Below are 16,385 nucleotides of genomic sequence, written 5' to 3'. Positions count from 1 at the left end.
ATAGTTCAGCAATTACCATTTATTTTTAACAGAATGATAAATAAATTAAAAAAGGCTTTTTTTACAAATAGTTTTTTATGCTACAAAGGCAGTAACAGCGTGATAATTAATAACGTCAGTAACAGCAAAGACAGTTATTGCATTATATATTTAACAATAACCGCCTTTATTTATGGGGAGTGTTTTAATTGCTTACTTAGCCGCATCCAGCGCTTGAGTTAAGTCCGCAAGGATATCATCAATATGCTCGATTCCTATTGATAAGCGGATCATATCTCGTGATACACCTGCGCGCGCTAGCTCGGCATCATTTAATTGGCGATGCGTTGTGGAGGCAGGATGACACGCTAACGATTTAGCATCACCAATATTGACTAAGCGAACAATCAGGTTCAGAGCATCAATGAAACGAGCCCCAGCTTCCTGTCCCCCCTTGATCCCGAAAGACATAATACTGGCAGGCTTACCTTGCATGTATTTTTGCGCAAGTGCATGTTCCGGATTACTTGGTAACCCCGCATATTTTACCCATGCCACTTGCGGATGATTTTCTAAATATTGTGCGACTTTCAGCGCATTTTCAGTGTGGCGCTCCATTCTTAAGGCTAAGGTTTCCAGACCTTGAAGAATTAAAAAGGCATTAAAGGGTGATAATGCTGCACCCGTTCCACGCAACGGAGCTACACGGCAACGGGCAATAAAGGCAGCAGCCCCAAAATGTTCGGTATAACTCACGCCGTGATAAGCAATATCCGGCTCAACTAATAGAGAGAAGCGCTCAGCATGATCAGCCCACGGAAATTTTCCAGAATCAATCACCATGCCGCCAATTGAAGTACCGTGACCGCCGATATATTTTGTCAGCGAGTGAACCACAATGTCAGCACCATATTCGAACGGACGACATAAATATGGCGTTGCAACCGTGTTATCAACAATAAGTGGAACACCGTGGCGATGAGCAACATCGGCTAGTGCGGCGAGATCTACAATGAAACCAGCAGGGTTTGAGATAGATTCGCAGAAAACAGCCTTGGTTTTATCATCAATTAAAGCTTCCAGCGCCGCTAAATCATCATGTTCTGCAAAACGAGTTTCAATACCTAGGCGAGGTAAAGTATGTGCGAGTAAGTTATACGTTCCGCCGTACAATTTTGCGACAGAAACAATGTTATCGCCAACTTGGGCGACAGTTTGGATGGCATAAGTGATAGCAGCCATTCCCGAGGCAACTGCCAGTCCTGCAATGCCACCTTCAAGAGCAGCAACGCGCTTTTCTAGCACATCGTTGGTCGGGTTCATAATGCGGGTATAGATATTACCTGCAACTTTTAAATCGAATAGATCTGCGCCATGCTGTGTGTCGTCAAATGCATAAGAGGTGGTTTGATAAATAGGCACCGCGACAGACTTGGTTGTAGGGTCTGGAGAATAGCCTGCGTGGATTGATAATGTTTCTAATTTCATTGCGTTATCCTTGTTATACCCGCACTGCCAATTGAATGGGTTCTTGTTTTTATTTCACGGTAATCCTTTCCAATATCCCCCAAGTAGATCCCTCACACAACCATCTAGACTTGAAATAATTTCATCTATAGTTATTCACAAAATAAATAAGCCCACTTTAGAAACAAAAAAACCCATATTGCCAAAGCAATATGGGTCTCGGTACAACTGAATTTAATTACGCGAACGCGCCATAAATCACAGAGGTAATTGATGCTAAACCGCATAGCAGCGTAAAGATTTGCGCTGGCTTAGAGGTACTGAACGGTTTCATTGCAGGAATGATACGCATCGCCACAACTGGTAGGATGAACAGGATTGCCGCAATCATTGGAGCACCCATGGTTTCAATCATACCTAAGATACTTGGGTTGATAATCGCGACGATCCACGTGGTGATCACGATGAACAGTAAAGAGATTAATTCAATTTTCTTCACAGAAACTGAAGAGCGTGATTTGACTAACCCAACCAGACCTTCGTGCGCACCTAAGAAGTGACCAAAATAGCTAGAAACGATAGCGGCGAATGCCACGATAGGACCTAAGTAAGACAAAATTGGAGATGGGTTAATGTTGGCAATGTGAGATAACACGCTGATGTTTTCTTTCTTCGCAATTTCTAATTCAGCTGGGCTCAATGACAGCACAACAGAGAATACGAAAAACATCACGAAGCCTGTCAGCATAAATGCTGCCCCGCCCGTGATCATGTCTGTTTTAATCACAGCTTTGTCACCAAACTGTTGGCGCTGATCTTTCGCAAACTGGCTGATAATTGGGCTGTGGTTAAAAGAAAACACGATGATAGGAATCGCCATCCATACCACGATAGGCATTGCGCTCCAGTCTGGCGCTACTTCTAGCATCGATGTGTTCCACTCAGGGATCAGGTACAGTGATAATGCTAATAAAATGAAGACTAATGGGTAAACCATCATGGAGGTTAATTTCAGCATTAAATCACGACCAAAAATAACACCGGCGGTCATTGCTGCAATTAACACACCTGACAACAACCAACGTGGTAATGGGTCCATACCAATTTGGTTAATTAAAAATGAGTCGACTGTGTTTGTAATACCGACACCGTAAATTAATACGATAGGATAAATGGCAAAGAAATAAGCAAACGTGATGATGTTAGCACCCGTTTTACCAAAATGTTCTTCCACTGTATCCGTAATATCCGCGTCAGGTTTCTTTGCCGATAATACAAAGCGTGCTAACCCTTTATGTGCCAACCAAATCATTGGCGTAGCAATTAATGCAAGAACAACTAGAGGCCAAAACCCCCCCGCTCCCGCTTTAATTGGCAGAAAAAGGACACCCGCACCAACCGCGGTACCGAAAAGGGATAATACCCAAGTGAAGTCTTTGTAAGTCCATTTACTGGCAGGTTTGTCTATTGTGTTTACTGCTGTTTTTATTGTGCTCATAGCGCCACTTAATTTTGATAAAAGGGATAAAAAAAGATGGGCGAATTCTGCATTAAATGCGTAGGAGCAACTAGCTTATTTTGATTAATCTTTCTGGCTTTTTGGTGTAGATCTCATAACTGAGTTTTAAAAAATGACAATTTGTTAATAATCGCAAATAAATTTTATCGTTTGATTGAAAACACCCAAACAATACCCACCAAAATATCGTGTTTTTTTTCTTTTCAACATACGTTTTATCGAAATAAATATCGATAATAATATGGCCAGAATAATTTCTAGCCATATTATTTGATAATGCCCCTATTTTATTACAAATAAACCGGCACTAGGATCTCAGTGGCAATCACAACAACAATAAGCCCAACTAACACAGGAACTGACGTTCTTTTCACCACTTCAAATGGTGAGATTTTTGCCATCCCCGATACCGCAACCACCACACCAGAAACAGGAGACAATGTACGACCTAAGTTAGACGCCTGTAACATTGGAATCACTAAGTAAGCTGGGTTAACCCCCATTTGTTTCGCTAAGTGCGGGATCAATTCAACGAATGCGTAGAATGGCGCATTCCCTGAACCTGTTGTCATCGCCGCTAACATCGTGATAACCACCAGCGCAATCATCATGACAATGGCGCCAGAGCCAAAAGATTGAGCTAAGTCGATCAATCCTTTAATAAAGCCGATAGTGCTTAAGCCTTGCGCGAAGACACCCGCGGCAACCAACAGCATCACAACGGTAGCAAATGCATCCGCCATCCCTCTATAGCAAACTTCTAAGCCGCCATAGACATGTTTTGCACTAAAACTGCGAATGAATTCAATGACTGCCGCCATAATAATACAGCCAACAATAATCGTGACGATATGCAGCTCTGGAGCCCATTTACCATCAAACACCAAAACACCAATGATTGGGGTGAATGGTAAGATGGCGTAGAAACCTGGGGCATGAGTTTTAATTTCGTTCACATCCAACATTTCTGTTTTAACATGTTCTTTTCTATCAAGAAAACGCTGCCAGAAGAAGTGAGCTACCGACATCGCAATAATCGCTGCGATGGAGATAGGTAGTGTGGTTTTGAAGGCAAAATCAATCAGTGGCATTTCAGCGGCTTTTGCCGCGAGGATAACGTCCCCTGAAGTTGGAGCCAAAATAATTGCTGCAGGTGACGCACAAATAGCCGCCGCTGCACCGCGGCTGATTCCGACATTCACCATCACTGGGAATAGGGTCGCCATTAATAACACCCCTAAGCCCGTTGCAGAAGATACCGCCAGTGACATCAAACACGCCACAATATAAGCTGCAACCATCAGTAAGTAAGGCGAGTTGATCATTTTTAATGGCTTAGAGGCAATTTTAACCACTACGTCATTTGCGCCAATGTGCGTCATATAAGAAGCAAACCCACATAGCACCATGATCATCATACCGAGGTCACCACCTCGGCTCATTAATAAGAATTTAATGTATTCCAGAATATCAGTAACACGCCATCCCGTTGCTTTCACTGATTCTGGTAAAATGCTTTTACCCATCAAAGCGGTAATAATCAGGAGTAAAATACCCCCTGTCATTAATACCCCTGTTGCTGAGTAGCCCTTTATTATATAGCGCCCGACTCCAACGGCGACTATTACGCCTATTAAGAGCTCAATCATGTGTTTCTCCTGCCTGTCTCATTTTGTAATTATTGGTGGTACTCTGCCTAAAAAAAAAGCGAAATACACTGATAATGATCATATTGGGCAATATTTTTAATCTAGAAATAGATAAAAAAACAAGTTAAAAAAATAATATTTTTTTATTCTAAGAAAGAAATGAAACTCAGAAGCCTTTATTATTTAAACTAAAGTCAAATAATAGAAATCCAAGTTATATTACAGGGGGTTATTATCAAGAGAATAACAATCTAAACAGAATGGGATTAACTGCAAAAATTAACGCGAAAATAGCTCAAAAATCATGTCACCAAAAAAACCACGGTATTGCAGATAACGAATTTGCTTACTTTTCTCTTTGAAATCCGTTGGAATGTCATCCCCAAATTTTTTACAACGAACGTCTGCGGCTTTTTCGAACCAATCCACATCAAGCTCAGAAAGATGGTGTTCGACCAACGATGCAGTAAATCCTTTTTGGCGCATCTCTTGTTTAATACGCAAAGGTCCGTACCCTTTGCGCGCATACCCTTGCAATAACAATGACACAACACGGTTATCATCCAGAAAATGCTGTTCGCTGAGTTTGTCTACCACCCCTTCAATCAATTGCTCATCAATAATACCGTCATTTTTTTCATACATACGGCGTTTCATGCGAGCAAATAATTCCGCTTTACCATAATCGCGTCGAGAAAGTAGAAATAGGGCGTATTGGTACAGTTCAGGTTGGGTCATTATCACACTTAGCTCATAAAAAAGGGCACTAAATTCAGTGCCCAATCCGCATTAATGAACTTGGGCACCACTAAGAAGTTTGTAGATTGTATCAGGAGTATAGCTGCCGTCCTGATAATATAGGGTCCAATCCGTGATATCTTGGCGAGTCAGAGGGTAAACACCCCCTTCTTCCATGGTTTTTACGTAAAACGGCTGGTTAATTAAACGACCTTCAAATTGGTCGCCTTTCCATGTCAGTGGCTCAAACCACATATGTTCATGACCTTCATCACCCTCTTCATCTTGGTAACTAATGCCACATTTGACTAAGAAGCGCCATTCTGACTCTTTCTCTTCTTCCGATTTTCCGAGCAGCTTCGCAAACAAACCTTTTTTCGGTACAACCGGCTTTGGACCATAATTATCTAGCATGTGCGTGAAATATTCCCAACGTAGTCTCGCCTTGCTAGACATATCCGCGGTCTCTTCATCAGTGCGCATAAACATCATCGCGCGCTGATCTTCATACCCTTCAAAGAAACTTTCCAAGGTTGGATTTTCTTGGGTTACGCGGAATAACATCACCGAAGGGTGTTGATGAGATTCGTCACGATCGTGCCAGTCCCCCATAAAACGCTCAGAGTCGGCATCACCGAATTCAAAATTCATCTCTTCCAGTGGTTTTAAATTATCAATCGGTGTGGATTCACCCACATGTCGCAGCCCCTCTTCAAAAGGTACCGCCACGAGATATTCATAACCCGTTTGCGTTTGCCCAATAAAGATTGGCTCATTAAAGTCGATTTTTCCGTTGGTAATACTGTTATTGACAAAGCTCCAGAATAACTCAGGGATCCCGTAATAGGATGCAATAGGGTGCGGAATAATGATTTCAGCTTCTGATAAACCACAACGTGCTAAACCATGTGTATGGAACCAATATTTGGTTGGTGCTGAATCTTCTGAGTTTTCATCATGATCGTAAATTGCGTGTACCACATATAAAGAATCAATACTCGGCATCAAATCATCAACTAATTGAAAATTAAGCCATTCGCGAGTAAAAACTTTACCTGCTGCGGAGATATCCAAGCCCAATAATAAATCCGGTACTAAAATTTGGATAATTTTCAGTTGTTGGAGGTAGCTCACTAAGGGTTTTTCTTGGAATAAGCATTCAACCACCACCGCCTGTGGTGCAGAACTCGCTTGCGCATACAGCTCTTGGCTAATAGGATCTGTCGCAAAATAAGGGTTAATGGTGTATTCCGGATCACTTTCGACTAAAGAGATATAAAAGCGTAAATCCTCTTCTCCACGTTTACAGGTAAAGAAAAAGCCGCCGCCGTCTTCATCAGGAAGATAATCAATTTCACCGTCAGTAAAATAAGTTTGTTCTTCAAGACGCTGTTCAATGTGTAGGGAGGTTAACTCTGACGCAGGAATAGCCACCATCATCGAGGCTTCTTTTTCTCCATTGCCAGCAGCAATATCAAGGTATTGTTGTTTATTGTTCACTATTTTTTCCCTATTATTTATTATCTCACCGGAGGATATCAGCTTATATTATATAAGAATATTGTGATTATTCTTAACCCAATCAGATAGGTATTTAATTTCTTATATTTGAACTAAACACACCAATCATCATTATTTGATGCCACGTAATTCCACTTTTCATCCTGTATTCACTGAGGCACAATGAGAATCAACATAGCCAACATCGTTGGTCCCTTTCTTATATAGGTTTTGAAACTAGAGGTTTTAAGCATGGCTGATTTATCTGAGAAACAAAAAGAATATATTGATGACCTCGCAATGAAGCGCGTTTTTGATATGAACAATGATGATGTTTTAATTAATGCGCTGGAACAAAAAATTCACAGCATGGAAGCGCATTTAAAAGAATACTTCCACGAACGTGTTCAATTCCATCAGAAAAACAGCAAATAATACCTTTCTTTCATGGTGCTGAAGTACACTCAATTTCGGCACCATCACTAGCGCCTCAGTCACATTTACCCACTATTTCAATCACACCTAGCGTATTGATAATCTCCATTTTTGGCAGCAAAATATCATAAAAAAAGCACCATGAGCCATATGATCAATTGCCATATATGCTAAACTTTTGTCGATAACTGTAAATTAATTAACTTAAGATAATTTTTTATTTTCTTCATTCTATTCTACTAATCATTGAGTCCATTATGACACGCATTCAATACAGCGTAGCGCTGCTTTTTTCATCTTGTCTGGCAATTCCTGCCAGTTTTGCCGATAGTGACACACCACTATTTTCATTAAGTATGAGTGAATCCGGTGTCCCTAAAAATAATAGCGAAGGTGGTATTACTCGTTCGTCAACAACTGAGTCCCGCATTTTACCATTTTGGGGAGATGAGGCACGCGCTCGTGGTTATGATTTGCCACAACCTTTTGGTGCTAGCTATGGGTATATGAATCTGCGCCAAGATGTCGTAGTGGACAAAATTGGTTTCAAATCTGATTCAATAATAAAGTTTGGAAAGCTTGTCGAGTTTGATATCAATAAAGATTTAGATATCAAAACAGGGCACACTCGCAGTAAAAGCGAATCCCAAATGTTGAAATTAGACGCCTGGGTATTGCCATTTATGAATGTCTACGGTGTTTACGGGAAAACCAAAGGTACTTCCAAGACTAATTTAACCAATATTGATGCAAACGTAAAAATACTGGGTAAATACCAAAAAATGCATATTGGTAGCAACCTGCCTTTTGAGCTCAAATATGACGGGAAGTCTTATGGTGGTGGTGTCACTTTTGCTGGGGCTTATAACCAATTTTTCTCAACATTAGATCTTAACTACACCAGAACCAATTTAGATATTATTGACGGTGATATAAAAGCATTAGTCATTACTCCTCGCATTGGTTATGAATTTGTTTTTGAGCCGCTCATTTCTGGTCAAGGTAATACTAAAGTGCAAATCTGGACGGGTGCCATGTACCAAGATATTACCCAACGCTTTAAGGGTAATATTAGTAATTTGGACTTACCACCAGAGCTACAAGGTATGATGGCTTTAGCGCCTGCCGATACTAAATTCGATGTTGAACAGCACCTCGCGCATAAATGGAACAATACCGTCGGGGCTCGCGTTGAGTTAACCCGTAACTTTAACGTTCTGACCGAAGTGGGCTTTAACAACCGTAATAGCTTCTTTATTTCAGGCGAGTTCCGTTTTTAATGTTGCCACAGAAACACGGGTATAGGCTGACACTGCTCAGCCTTCTTGTTGCGTTCTCCTCACAAGCTCAAATACTGCCTGAACGGGAACAAATTGATGGCTGGCTCAGTGAGCTTGGGGGAGAAAATAGCTTTGATGAGTCCAAAACCATCGATTGGGGCGTTTTACCCGGTCCCTTTTATACTCCTGAAATGGGATTAGGCGTCGGCACAGCCTTGGTTGGACTTTATCGTCTCGATAAACAAGATACTGAAACTCAGCCCTCCTCTATCGGTTTAAGTGGTTTTGCCTCATCCACCGGCGCATTTGGTTTGAACTTCACCAACTATAACTTTGTGGATCACGACCAGTGGCGACTATTTTTGTCTGGTACCATCAACAATGTTCCAACTTATTACTGGGGCAAAGGTTACGCGGCGGGTAAAAATGACGGTAATAAAGAAAAATATCACTCTCAAGAGTTTAAAATCACCCCAAGAGCTTTATATAAGCTAACTGATGCTACCTATATCGGGTTGGGTTGGAATTTTTCGTCAATCAATGCCAGTGATCCGGACGCAGGCGCGAAAACCTATTTTTCACAATCTGTAGGGGGGCGCTCGGTGATTAGTTCAGGGGTCAGCGCTTATTACAGCTACGATACCCGTGATTTTTTACCCAATGCGCACCATGGGCAAACACTCGAAGTCATCTATACCTATTTTTCACCGAACCTTGGCAGTGATACCCGTTTTCAAGCCACTCAATTACAGTATGCCTATTACCATGAGCTCACAGAGAAAACTGTCGTCGCTATGGATAACTATGCCCGTTTTACGACTGGTGATGTTCCATGGAACCAGCTTTCTTTATTAGGTAACAGTAATCGTATGCGGGGCTACTATGAAGGTCGCTATCGGGACAATAATATTTTTACCAGCCAAGTAGAGTTACGCCATAAATTGGACTGGCGGCATGGAATTGTGGGTTGGTTAGGTACGGGAACGATGAGCGATTCCCCTTCTGAATTAGGTTCAGGTCACTGGTTACCAAGCGCAGGTGTAGGTTATCGTTTTGAATTTAAACCACGAATGAATGTTCGGCTGGATTTTGGTGTCGGTCGTAACAGTACTGGGGTCTATTTCCAAGTCGGTGAGTCTTTCTAATGATTAAGCTGCTAATCACTTCATCTATATTATTGATGCTCGTCGCGTGTCAAACTCGCGAAGAGCTGAACTTGCCTGCCGCTCGTATTAATCTAGAGACAGTTTCCCATGAGGAAGCCGAGCAAGCTTGGCAAGTACTACAAAACTTAGACGCGCCTCAAGGACTGCGAGCCTGTTGCGCATTTGGTTATGATCTGCAAGCTGAAGTGGCTGGCATTCCTGTTCCTTTCTATACCATTGATAATGTGGTTGAAGCCGATAATCTGGGTCAACATCATTATAATGATAGCTATTTTTCTGCCGCCGCTGATTTATTAGGGATCAGTAAAGAAAAAGTGGGATTGATTTATACCACTGAAGGTGGATTTATTGATATTGCCCATGTCAGAGATACCGCCGATTATACGCTCTATCTCTTTAGCCAAATTTACCCAAAGCTGGGGGAGGAATGGACGCTAACGCTGAATCATGAGCTCGCGAGCCGGCAGATTCATTTCTCAGCCTTTACACCACCCGCCTCACCCGCTGAACGCTACACGTTAAGTACTTACTTAGCCGCAAAGCTTGCTTTCCAGTTAGCGGCTTGGCATGAGATTGCACAATGGTATGGGTATCAGTCAGTCCCCGGATTTTCCGAAGGCATCTCTGCGTTTTCACCTGAAGACTTATATTCAAACCTAGTAGGAGCAAGGCTGGCAAGCTCACTGATTTTACAAGGTCGTGCTGAATCGCTTGCGATATTCTCACAATCTTTAGAATCTCTCATTCCTATCGCCTTGAAGCAACTCGGCGCTCAAGAGCGATCTCAAACTCGCCATGCATTCGATAAAGTCGATGGACTTTGGTGGAATAGTGCAAAGCGCGTTCCAGATAAGTTTTTAGTGCTCACTCGTAATTATGACGTCACGGACAGCCGATATCCCTTTTTACCCACTCAAGCGATACCAAGCTTAGGGTTAAAACTCAGCTTACCATCAGAATATGCAGGATTTGTATTATCAGATCTCGCGCAATTTCGCTTAGCGCCAACGACGAACATGGCTCAACTCCCTGTTCCTGAAACTTATTGGACTGTAAGTGATTTTGAGGCGCTTGCCGAGAAAGCCAAAATAGAAGATCAAAAACAACAAACGTTATTATTGAGTGAATAAAAAACAGGTAAAGCATTCTTCTTGATAGGGAGACCAATAGCCAAAAAAGGGGGCTTTTTTTGACTATTTTAGACTCTTAACTTTCATTTTGATATTGTCTTTTTAATACTCAACACTGCTCATAAAATGCGAAACAGGGCTTTTTGGTTAAAATTTAAACCACCGAATGATTATTTTTTAACCATAATAACCCTACTATATACCTGCCAATTGCTTGAATTATAATCAAATTTGACTTAAATTAGATAGTTCCCTTTTGAAATAAAAAACAAAAATTGATAAATACAGCATTGAAAATATAAATAAAGTAAATACATTAACCCTAAAATCATTGAGTTGCAATAAATCAACACTTAATGACAAATCAATACAGAAACTTTGCTAATTCGAGTCGGATAAAGGTAGCTCGTGAAAAATTATTCTGCTACCATTCGCTCGATTTTTGTTCAGAGAAACATAGGAGAAGCAAATGCCCTCTCGAACGATGAGGACAAACGCCGTCTTCGCTTTCTTATTTTTACTTTTATTTTCGGGCCTCAGTTTTGGCTCTACCAGTACCAGTACGATGCTTAAAAAAGACTTCACTCTGAAGTCGGCACAAAACTCAAATCAAGCAGAAACACCTCTGCCTGATATGCGTAAATACCCGTCTGGTACTCCACGTAAGAAAGCGTTTTTGAAAACGATTGTCCCTGTGATTGAAAAAGTCAATCAACAGATTATGGAAGAGCGTAACTGGCTGCTTTCCGTGCGCGCAAACACCAAATGGAGCGCCCAAGAGCTACGTCGCCTAACCCAGATCTGCGATAGTTATGGCATCAGTTGCAGCAACCCAAAACGTATTAATTGGGATAAGCTGTTAAGCCGTGTAGACATCATGCCAACGCATTTAGTTGCGACACAAGCGGCAACAGAGTCCGGTTGGGGTACTTCTCAACTTGCTCTAAAAAACGGAAATTTATTTGGTATGCGCTGTGGTAGCGGCTGCCAAGTTAACAAAGGAAAGATCAAAGGCTACTCAACGTATGCTTCTGTTGAAGCAACAGTGACAGCCTATATGAAGAACATGAATACCCATAACGCGTATGAGTCTTTACGTCACTCGCGTGCAAAACAGCGTCAATCACAAGATGAATTAGACTCCATCAAACTGATTAACGATATGAAAGGGTACTCAGAGTTAGGTTCATCATATAACCGCTATTTGAAAGAGATGTACGCGAGCAACGAAGAACTGATTACACAAGCTCAACAAAGAGCAGCGACTCGCAGTTAATTTTTAGTATCTACACACCGGGTACACGATATAAAAATCCACTTTTTCGAAAGTGGATTTTTTTTGCATTTATTCCCATCCGCTCGAAATATGACAACCCACCCCTCCGCGGCTATACTTCTTGCTTCTTGAATCAGTCATTTTTTCTTTTTTGTTTTCTATCTATTTGAATTTCTAAATAGTTCGCGTTGTCGCTAGGCGTCGAGGATTGATATCCCTAGGAGCATACACAAGTATGTGACTAGGATGGCAATACTGTGACAACACCGCGACGGCGCGAAATATGACGAAATTCCGATTGCATAGGGAAAAAGAATAAATATTATGGTCACCCATAACAAATAACACTTGAGTCTAATATGAATTTCTTCTCATTTGAGTTTCTTGGCTCTTTCTTAGTTTTCTTTCTTATTTATTGGGGCTGCCAACCCAGCTCAAAATTACAGAATGGGTTGCTCATTACAGCAAGTTATTTCTTCGTCTATTCTTTTAGTCCTGATTTTGCTTATATTCTGTTCGGCTACACTCTATTTATTTATCTCCTCACCAACTGGGCAACGGTATGGTTATCTAACCGATGGATTTATACGTTATTAGCCGCTGGGATCATTGGGTGCTTCACCGCATTTAAGTACTATTCCTTCTTCCAAGAAACTATCCAGCAAACATTGGATAAATTTGGATTCAGTGTGGGGCTTCCTATATTGGAACTCCTTGCACCTTTAGGGCTCTCGTTCTATGCCTTCCATTCCGTCAGTTATACTGTCTCGGTCTGTCGCAAGGAAATTGAAAAAGCGGACTTTTTTGACGTCGTATTATATTTGGCTTTTTTCCCAAGTATTGTGGCAGGTCCAATTAACCGCGCGAAAAACTTTTTACCGCAAATCCAAGCAGAAAGCCGTGTAATTCTCGATTCACGACGCGCCCTATTACTCATTAGCTTAGCACTGGTAAAACTGTTTCTCTTCAGCTCTTATCTTGCTGAAAACTATGTTAATCCCGTGTTTGATGCACCTGCTGGCTACAGTGCAGGCGAAATTTTAATTGCCACCTATGCTTATGCGTGGAATATCTATTTTAACTTCTCCGGTTATACCAACTTAGTCACGGGGATTGCGCTACTTTTAGGATTTAGAGTTCCTGTAAACTTTAATGCGCCGTATTTAGCCACTAACTTACAAGACTTTTGGAAACGCTGGCATATCAGCTTATCCACTTTCATCATGGACTATATCTACATTCCATTAGGTGGCAGTAGAAAAGGTTTTGTCCGCAAGAATATCAACGTTCTCACCGCGATGCTGATATCAGGTCTATGGCATGGCGCCGCGATGACGTTTGTGATTTGGGGCGCAATTCATGGTCTCGGTACGGTGATTTTCAATATCAAAACCGAGCTGATGAAAAAAATGGGTAGAACCCACTTAATTCCGAATGCGCATATTTCTAAATTACTTGCACGTATTCTGACTTTCCATTTTGTCTGCTTTGCTTGGATTTTCTTCCGTAGCTCTTCGTTTGATGATGCACTGGTGATGCTCAATCAATTTATTGAACCTGGGTTTATTGCATCGATTAGCGCTAACCTCGGCTTGTTGATTGCATTCTGGCTCTTGTTCCTTGCTTATCCTTATTTTGTTCAAGGCTATCAATACATCGCCAAGAAATATCAGGATATCGCTTGGTACTACTACCCTATTCCATTAGCCATTGTATTAACGATTATGTTTATGCTTTCACCTTCGGGAATGCCAGGATTTATCTATGCTAACTTCTGAGTTTAAAAAGAACCTGAAAAAAACCGGGCAAGTGCTGTTAATCGTCATCATTACCGGATTATTACTGATTTGGTTAAACCAAAGCTCCTTAGAACGATTCTGGCAACAAAAATATCACCAAGATACGCCATGGGCGAAAATAAGCGGAAACCCTGTGTGGGATTACGGAAGCGCGTTACATGATGGCGTCCAAGAAGCGGGCTCAACGTTTGTCTATCATGCTTCGGGGCAAAAAGCGGCGGAGGATAAACTCGCTGCTCAACTGGCTAACAATCAAGAAAAACGCGTATTTCCACAAGATTTCCGTGTCGGGCTACACTTTATCAATGGGTATATTTACCCTGCTGAAAGTTTGTCGGTCACTTTCCCTGAGTTATTAAAGCGCCCGCAAGCCCGCTCAAAAATGCAGGGGCGTACCTTTGCGGGTGTGACGATTGCAGAACCGGAAGGACCAGTTGTTCAAAAACAGGTCGCGAATATCGCCGCAGGGGATCAGGTTCTGTTTGCAGGGGACTCCATGATGCAAGGCGTCGCTCCCCATGTTAAAAACATGCTGTTGAAAAAGTATAATATTGAGAGTATTAACTTAAGTAAGCAGAGCACTGGGCTTGCATACCCTAAGTTTTTTAACTGGCCAGATACCATTGCCAAAGCACTGAATGATAACCCTAATATCAAAGTATTAGTGGTGTTTTTAGGTCCAAATGATCCGTGGGATATGCCACCACAATCCGGCTATAAGTATGTGAAATTTAAGAGTGAAGAATGGGAACAAACCTATCGCTCGCGTATCAGTGAAATTCTTACCACCGCGCGCCAACATCATGTGGATGTGATTTGGGTGGGTCCACCGAATATGCGCAAGAATACCCTTTCTGATGGTATGAAATTCCTACGTGGTCTCTACCAAACCGAAGTGGCAAAGTATGGCGAGATGTACATCTCTGCCAATGACGTCTTTAAATATAAAAATGACGACTATTCCGACTATATTGGTGATGGTAGCAATGCTATAAAATTGCGCAGTGGTGATGGGATCCATTTCAGTGGTAAAGGGCAACAAATGATTGCCGAAAGCGTATTTTCACTGATCCATTTCGAAGAGGAAGACAAGGAGCCTCATGAAGCTGAACAACCAGAATCAGGTCAAGAGCAAGCTACTCACAGCTAGTGTTATAACACTGCTGTCATTCAGCTTAGTCTCTTGTCAGACACCGGATACTAAACGCGGTAAAACATCGCAACCCAACTGGTCTGCACCGACAGAGCAAGGGCAGTTGGTCAATAACAGTGAACCCAATTTAAGTCAGTTCGCCACTAAGTTGCGTCAAGGCAACCAACAAGTCCATATCGTCCAGATAGGGGACTCTCATACGGCTGCCGATTTTTTTACTGGTGAGCTGAGAAACTTATTCCAAAAACGTTATGGCGATGCAGGACCAGGGTTTGTACCGCCAATTTCGGTACCAGGTCAACGCACTGCTACGATTAATCGCATGAGCGATAAATCCGACTGGTCTCTCTCCAGTAGCCGCAAAGATGAGCGTATTGATTACCCATTAGGTGGATTGATCGCCGAGCCACAAAGCGGGAAAAGCAGTGTATTACTGAAACCGTTACAACCCGTCCAAAATGGTTACCGCTTACAAGCGTTATACCAAAGTTCAACGGGTAGCCAGATGCAAGTTTCACCATCATCTTCTCCAACGGTTGCACTCCCAGCAACGGGAAATAGCTGGCAATTCTCTGCCCCTGTGGATACTCAATTGCCGTCAACCGTCTCTGTGGGGTCAACAAGTCGTCTAAAAGTGGGTGGCTGGTTAGTCCGTTCAAATAAACCTGGTGTCATGTTATCTGCAATCGGTTTGAACGGGGCAACGATCAATATGTTGGATAAATGGCAGCCTCAATGGAGCGCGACGTTAGCTCAGATGTCACCGGATATGGTTATTTTAGCTTTTGGGACCAACGAAGCCTTTAATGACACATTGAACCTCGCGGCATATGAGCAAAATCTGCGAGATAAAATTCAGCAAATTCGTCAGCAATCCCCTAATGCTGTCATTATGTTAGTGGGACCAAGCGATTCCATTAAATTCAGTAACGCTGCTGGGTGTCATGCTCAAATGCCCGTCAATTTGATGGATGTGATCCGTATTCAAAAGAATATTGCCGCTCAAGAGCACACCTTATTTTGGGATTGGCAAGCGAATATGGGAGGGCCCTGCTCTATCCGTGCTTGGGCATCTCAAGGCTTAGCTCGCCCAGACAATGTTCACTTCTCTGCGGATGGTTATAAGAAAAGCGCTCAAGCCCTGTATAGCCAATTTAATCAAATGCTGAAATAAGTGTATCGCGATGAGGGGCATTTTTCCCTCATCGCGAGTCTCGTTAATTTCCCTATCCGCTTTTAATGAAAAATCGTATTTCTAAATATATTTATCATCATTTTTGATATTCTATAATAC

General features: G+C 42.0%; 13 protein-coding genes. 8 read left to right on the top strand and 5 right to left on the bottom strand.

Going from position 1 to position 16,385, the window contains the following annotated elements; all coding sequences use genetic code 11:
• Positions 1 to 192 precede the first annotated feature (192 nt).
• The 5 genes from PR766_RS14000 to PR766_RS13980 all read right to left on the bottom strand — a co-directional run bounded on the left by PR766_RS14000 (position 193) and on the right by PR766_RS13980 (position 6,852).
• Positions 193 to 1,467 carry a bifunctional O-acetylhomoserine aminocarboxypropyltransferase/cysteine synthase gene (locus PR766_RS14000; RefSeq protein ID WP_036974066.1) on the bottom strand — a complete coding sequence of 425 codons (1,275 nt, stop codon included), beginning with the start codon at positions 1,465 to 1,467 and terminating at the stop codon, positions 193 to 195.
• A 217-nt stretch (positions 1,468 to 1,684) separates the two neighbouring features.
• Positions 1,685 to 2,944: an aromatic amino acid transport family protein gene (locus tag PR766_RS13995; RefSeq protein WP_006658241.1), complete on the bottom strand. Its 1,260-nt coding sequence runs from the start codon at positions 2,942 to 2,944 to the stop codon at positions 1,685 to 1,687.
• A 311-nt stretch (positions 2,945 to 3,255) separates the two neighbouring features.
• Positions 3,256 to 4,614 carry an anaerobic C4-dicarboxylate transporter DcuC gene (gene dcuC / locus PR766_RS13990; RefSeq protein ID WP_006658239.1) on the bottom strand — a complete coding sequence of 453 codons (1,359 nt, stop codon included), beginning with the start codon at positions 4,612 to 4,614 and terminating at the stop codon, positions 3,256 to 3,258.
• 279 nt (positions 4,615 to 4,893) lie between these two features.
• Positions 4,894 to 5,352 carry a regulatory protein RecX gene (locus PR766_RS13985; RefSeq protein WP_154635926.1) on the bottom strand — a complete coding sequence of 153 codons (459 nt, stop codon included), beginning with the start codon at positions 5,350 to 5,352 and terminating at the stop codon, positions 4,894 to 4,896.
• A 51-nt stretch (positions 5,353 to 5,403) separates the two neighbouring features.
• Positions 5,404 to 6,852, bottom strand: a complete 1,449-nt coding sequence (locus PR766_RS13980; protein ID WP_230086744.1) for a DUF4026 domain-containing protein — start codon at positions 6,850 to 6,852, stop codon at positions 5,404 to 5,406.
• Between the two features lie 252 nt (positions 6,853 to 7,104).
• Between PR766_RS13980 and PR766_RS13975 the strand changes: the two genes are divergently transcribed.
• The 8 genes from PR766_RS13975 to PR766_RS13940 all read left to right on the top strand — a co-directional run bounded on the left by PR766_RS13975 (position 7,105) and on the right by PR766_RS13940 (position 16,265).
• Positions 7,105 to 7,287 (top strand): hypothetical protein, encoded by a 183-nt coding sequence (locus PR766_RS13975; protein ID WP_006663351.1) that lies wholly within the window; start codon positions 7,105 to 7,107, stop codon positions 7,285 to 7,287.
• 257 nt (positions 7,288 to 7,544) lie between these two features.
• The gene (locus PR766_RS13970; protein ID WP_006663352.1) at positions 7,545 to 8,567 is read left to right on the top strand and encodes a hypothetical protein; all 1,023 of its coding nucleotides are present in this window, start codon (positions 7,545 to 7,547) and stop codon (positions 8,565 to 8,567) included.
• Positions 8,567 to 9,712, top strand: a complete 1,146-nt coding sequence (locus tag PR766_RS13965) for a BamA/TamA family outer membrane protein (protein WP_006663353.1) — start codon at positions 8,567 to 8,569, stop codon at positions 9,710 to 9,712. The genes PR766_RS13970 and PR766_RS13965 overlap by 1 nt, the downstream gene beginning before the upstream one ends.
• A complete protein-coding gene (locus PR766_RS13960) occupies positions 9,712 to 10,863 on the top strand; it encodes a DUF4056 domain-containing protein (RefSeq protein WP_154635925.1) in 1,152 nt (383 codons plus the stop codon). The genes PR766_RS13965 and PR766_RS13960 overlap by 1 nt, the downstream gene beginning before the upstream one ends.
• A 469-nt stretch (positions 10,864 to 11,332) precedes the next feature.
• Positions 11,333 to 12,139 (top strand): protein bax, encoded by an 807-nt coding sequence (locus PR766_RS13955; protein ID WP_006663355.1) that lies wholly within the window; start codon positions 11,333 to 11,335, stop codon positions 12,137 to 12,139.
• A gap of 359 nt (positions 12,140 to 12,498) precedes the next feature.
• On the top strand, positions 12,499 to 13,917 hold the full coding sequence (locus PR766_RS13950) for an MBOAT family O-acyltransferase (protein ID WP_006658230.1): 1,419 nt from the start codon (positions 12,499 to 12,501) through the stop codon (positions 13,915 to 13,917).
• Complete coding sequence (locus PR766_RS13945) at positions 13,904 to 15,088, top strand: SGNH/GDSL hydrolase family protein (protein WP_036973094.1); 1,185 nt, start codon at positions 13,904 to 13,906, stop codon at positions 15,086 to 15,088. The genes PR766_RS13950 and PR766_RS13945 overlap by 14 nt, the downstream gene beginning before the upstream one ends.
• Positions 15,039 to 16,265 (top strand): SGNH/GDSL hydrolase family protein, encoded by a 1,227-nt coding sequence (locus tag PR766_RS13940; protein WP_036968471.1) that lies wholly within the window; start codon positions 15,039 to 15,041, stop codon positions 16,263 to 16,265. The genes PR766_RS13945 and PR766_RS13940 overlap by 50 nt, the downstream gene beginning before the upstream one ends.
• The last annotated feature ends 120 nt before the right edge of the window (positions 16,266 to 16,385 follow it).

The sequence above is a fragment of the Providencia sp. PROV208 genome, from assembly GCF_028479465.1.
In the GTDB taxonomy this organism is placed as follows: domain Bacteria; phylum Pseudomonadota; class Gammaproteobacteria; order Enterobacterales; family Enterobacteriaceae; genus Providencia; species Providencia alcalifaciens.
Note: the sequence above shows the minus strand (reverse complement) of the source record. Positions and strands in the feature narration are given on the sequence as shown.

Coding starts and splice junctions, on each gene's coding strand:
- PR766_RS13940 (WP_036968471.1), top strand. CDS start 15,039: ATGAAGCTGAACAACCAGAATCAGGTCAAGAGCAAGCTACTCACAGCT.
- PR766_RS13970 (WP_006663352.1), top strand. CDS start 7,545: ATGACACGCATTCAATACAGCGTAGCGCTGCTTTTTTCATCTTGTCTG.
- PR766_RS13995 (WP_006658241.1), bottom strand. CDS start 2,944: ATGAGCACAATAAAAACAGCAGTAAACACAATAGACAAACCTGCCAGT.
- PR766_RS13945 (WP_036973094.1), top strand. CDS start 13,904: ATGCTAACTTCTGAGTTTAAAAAGAACCTGAAAAAAACCGGGCAAGTG.
- PR766_RS14000 (WP_036974066.1), bottom strand. CDS start 1,467: ATGAAATTAGAAACATTATCAATCCACGCAGGCTATTCTCCAGACCCT.
- PR766_RS13975 (WP_006663351.1), top strand. CDS start 7,105: ATGGCTGATTTATCTGAGAAACAAAAAGAATATATTGATGACCTCGCA.
- PR766_RS13965 (WP_006663353.1), top strand. CDS start 8,567: ATGTTGCCACAGAAACACGGGTATAGGCTGACACTGCTCAGCCTTCTT.
- dcuC (WP_006658239.1), bottom strand. CDS start 4,614: ATGATTGAGCTCTTAATAGGCGTAATAGTCGCCGTTGGAGTCGGGCGC.
- PR766_RS13985 (WP_154635926.1), bottom strand. CDS start 5,352: ATGACCCAACCTGAACTGTACCAATACGCCCTATTTCTACTTTCTCGA.
- PR766_RS13950 (WP_006658230.1), top strand. CDS start 12,499: ATGAATTTCTTCTCATTTGAGTTTCTTGGCTCTTTCTTAGTTTTCTTT.
- PR766_RS13955 (WP_006663355.1), top strand. CDS start 11,333: ATGCCCTCTCGAACGATGAGGACAAACGCCGTCTTCGCTTTCTTATTT.
- PR766_RS13960 (WP_154635925.1), top strand. CDS start 9,712: ATGATTAAGCTGCTAATCACTTCATCTATATTATTGATGCTCGTCGCG.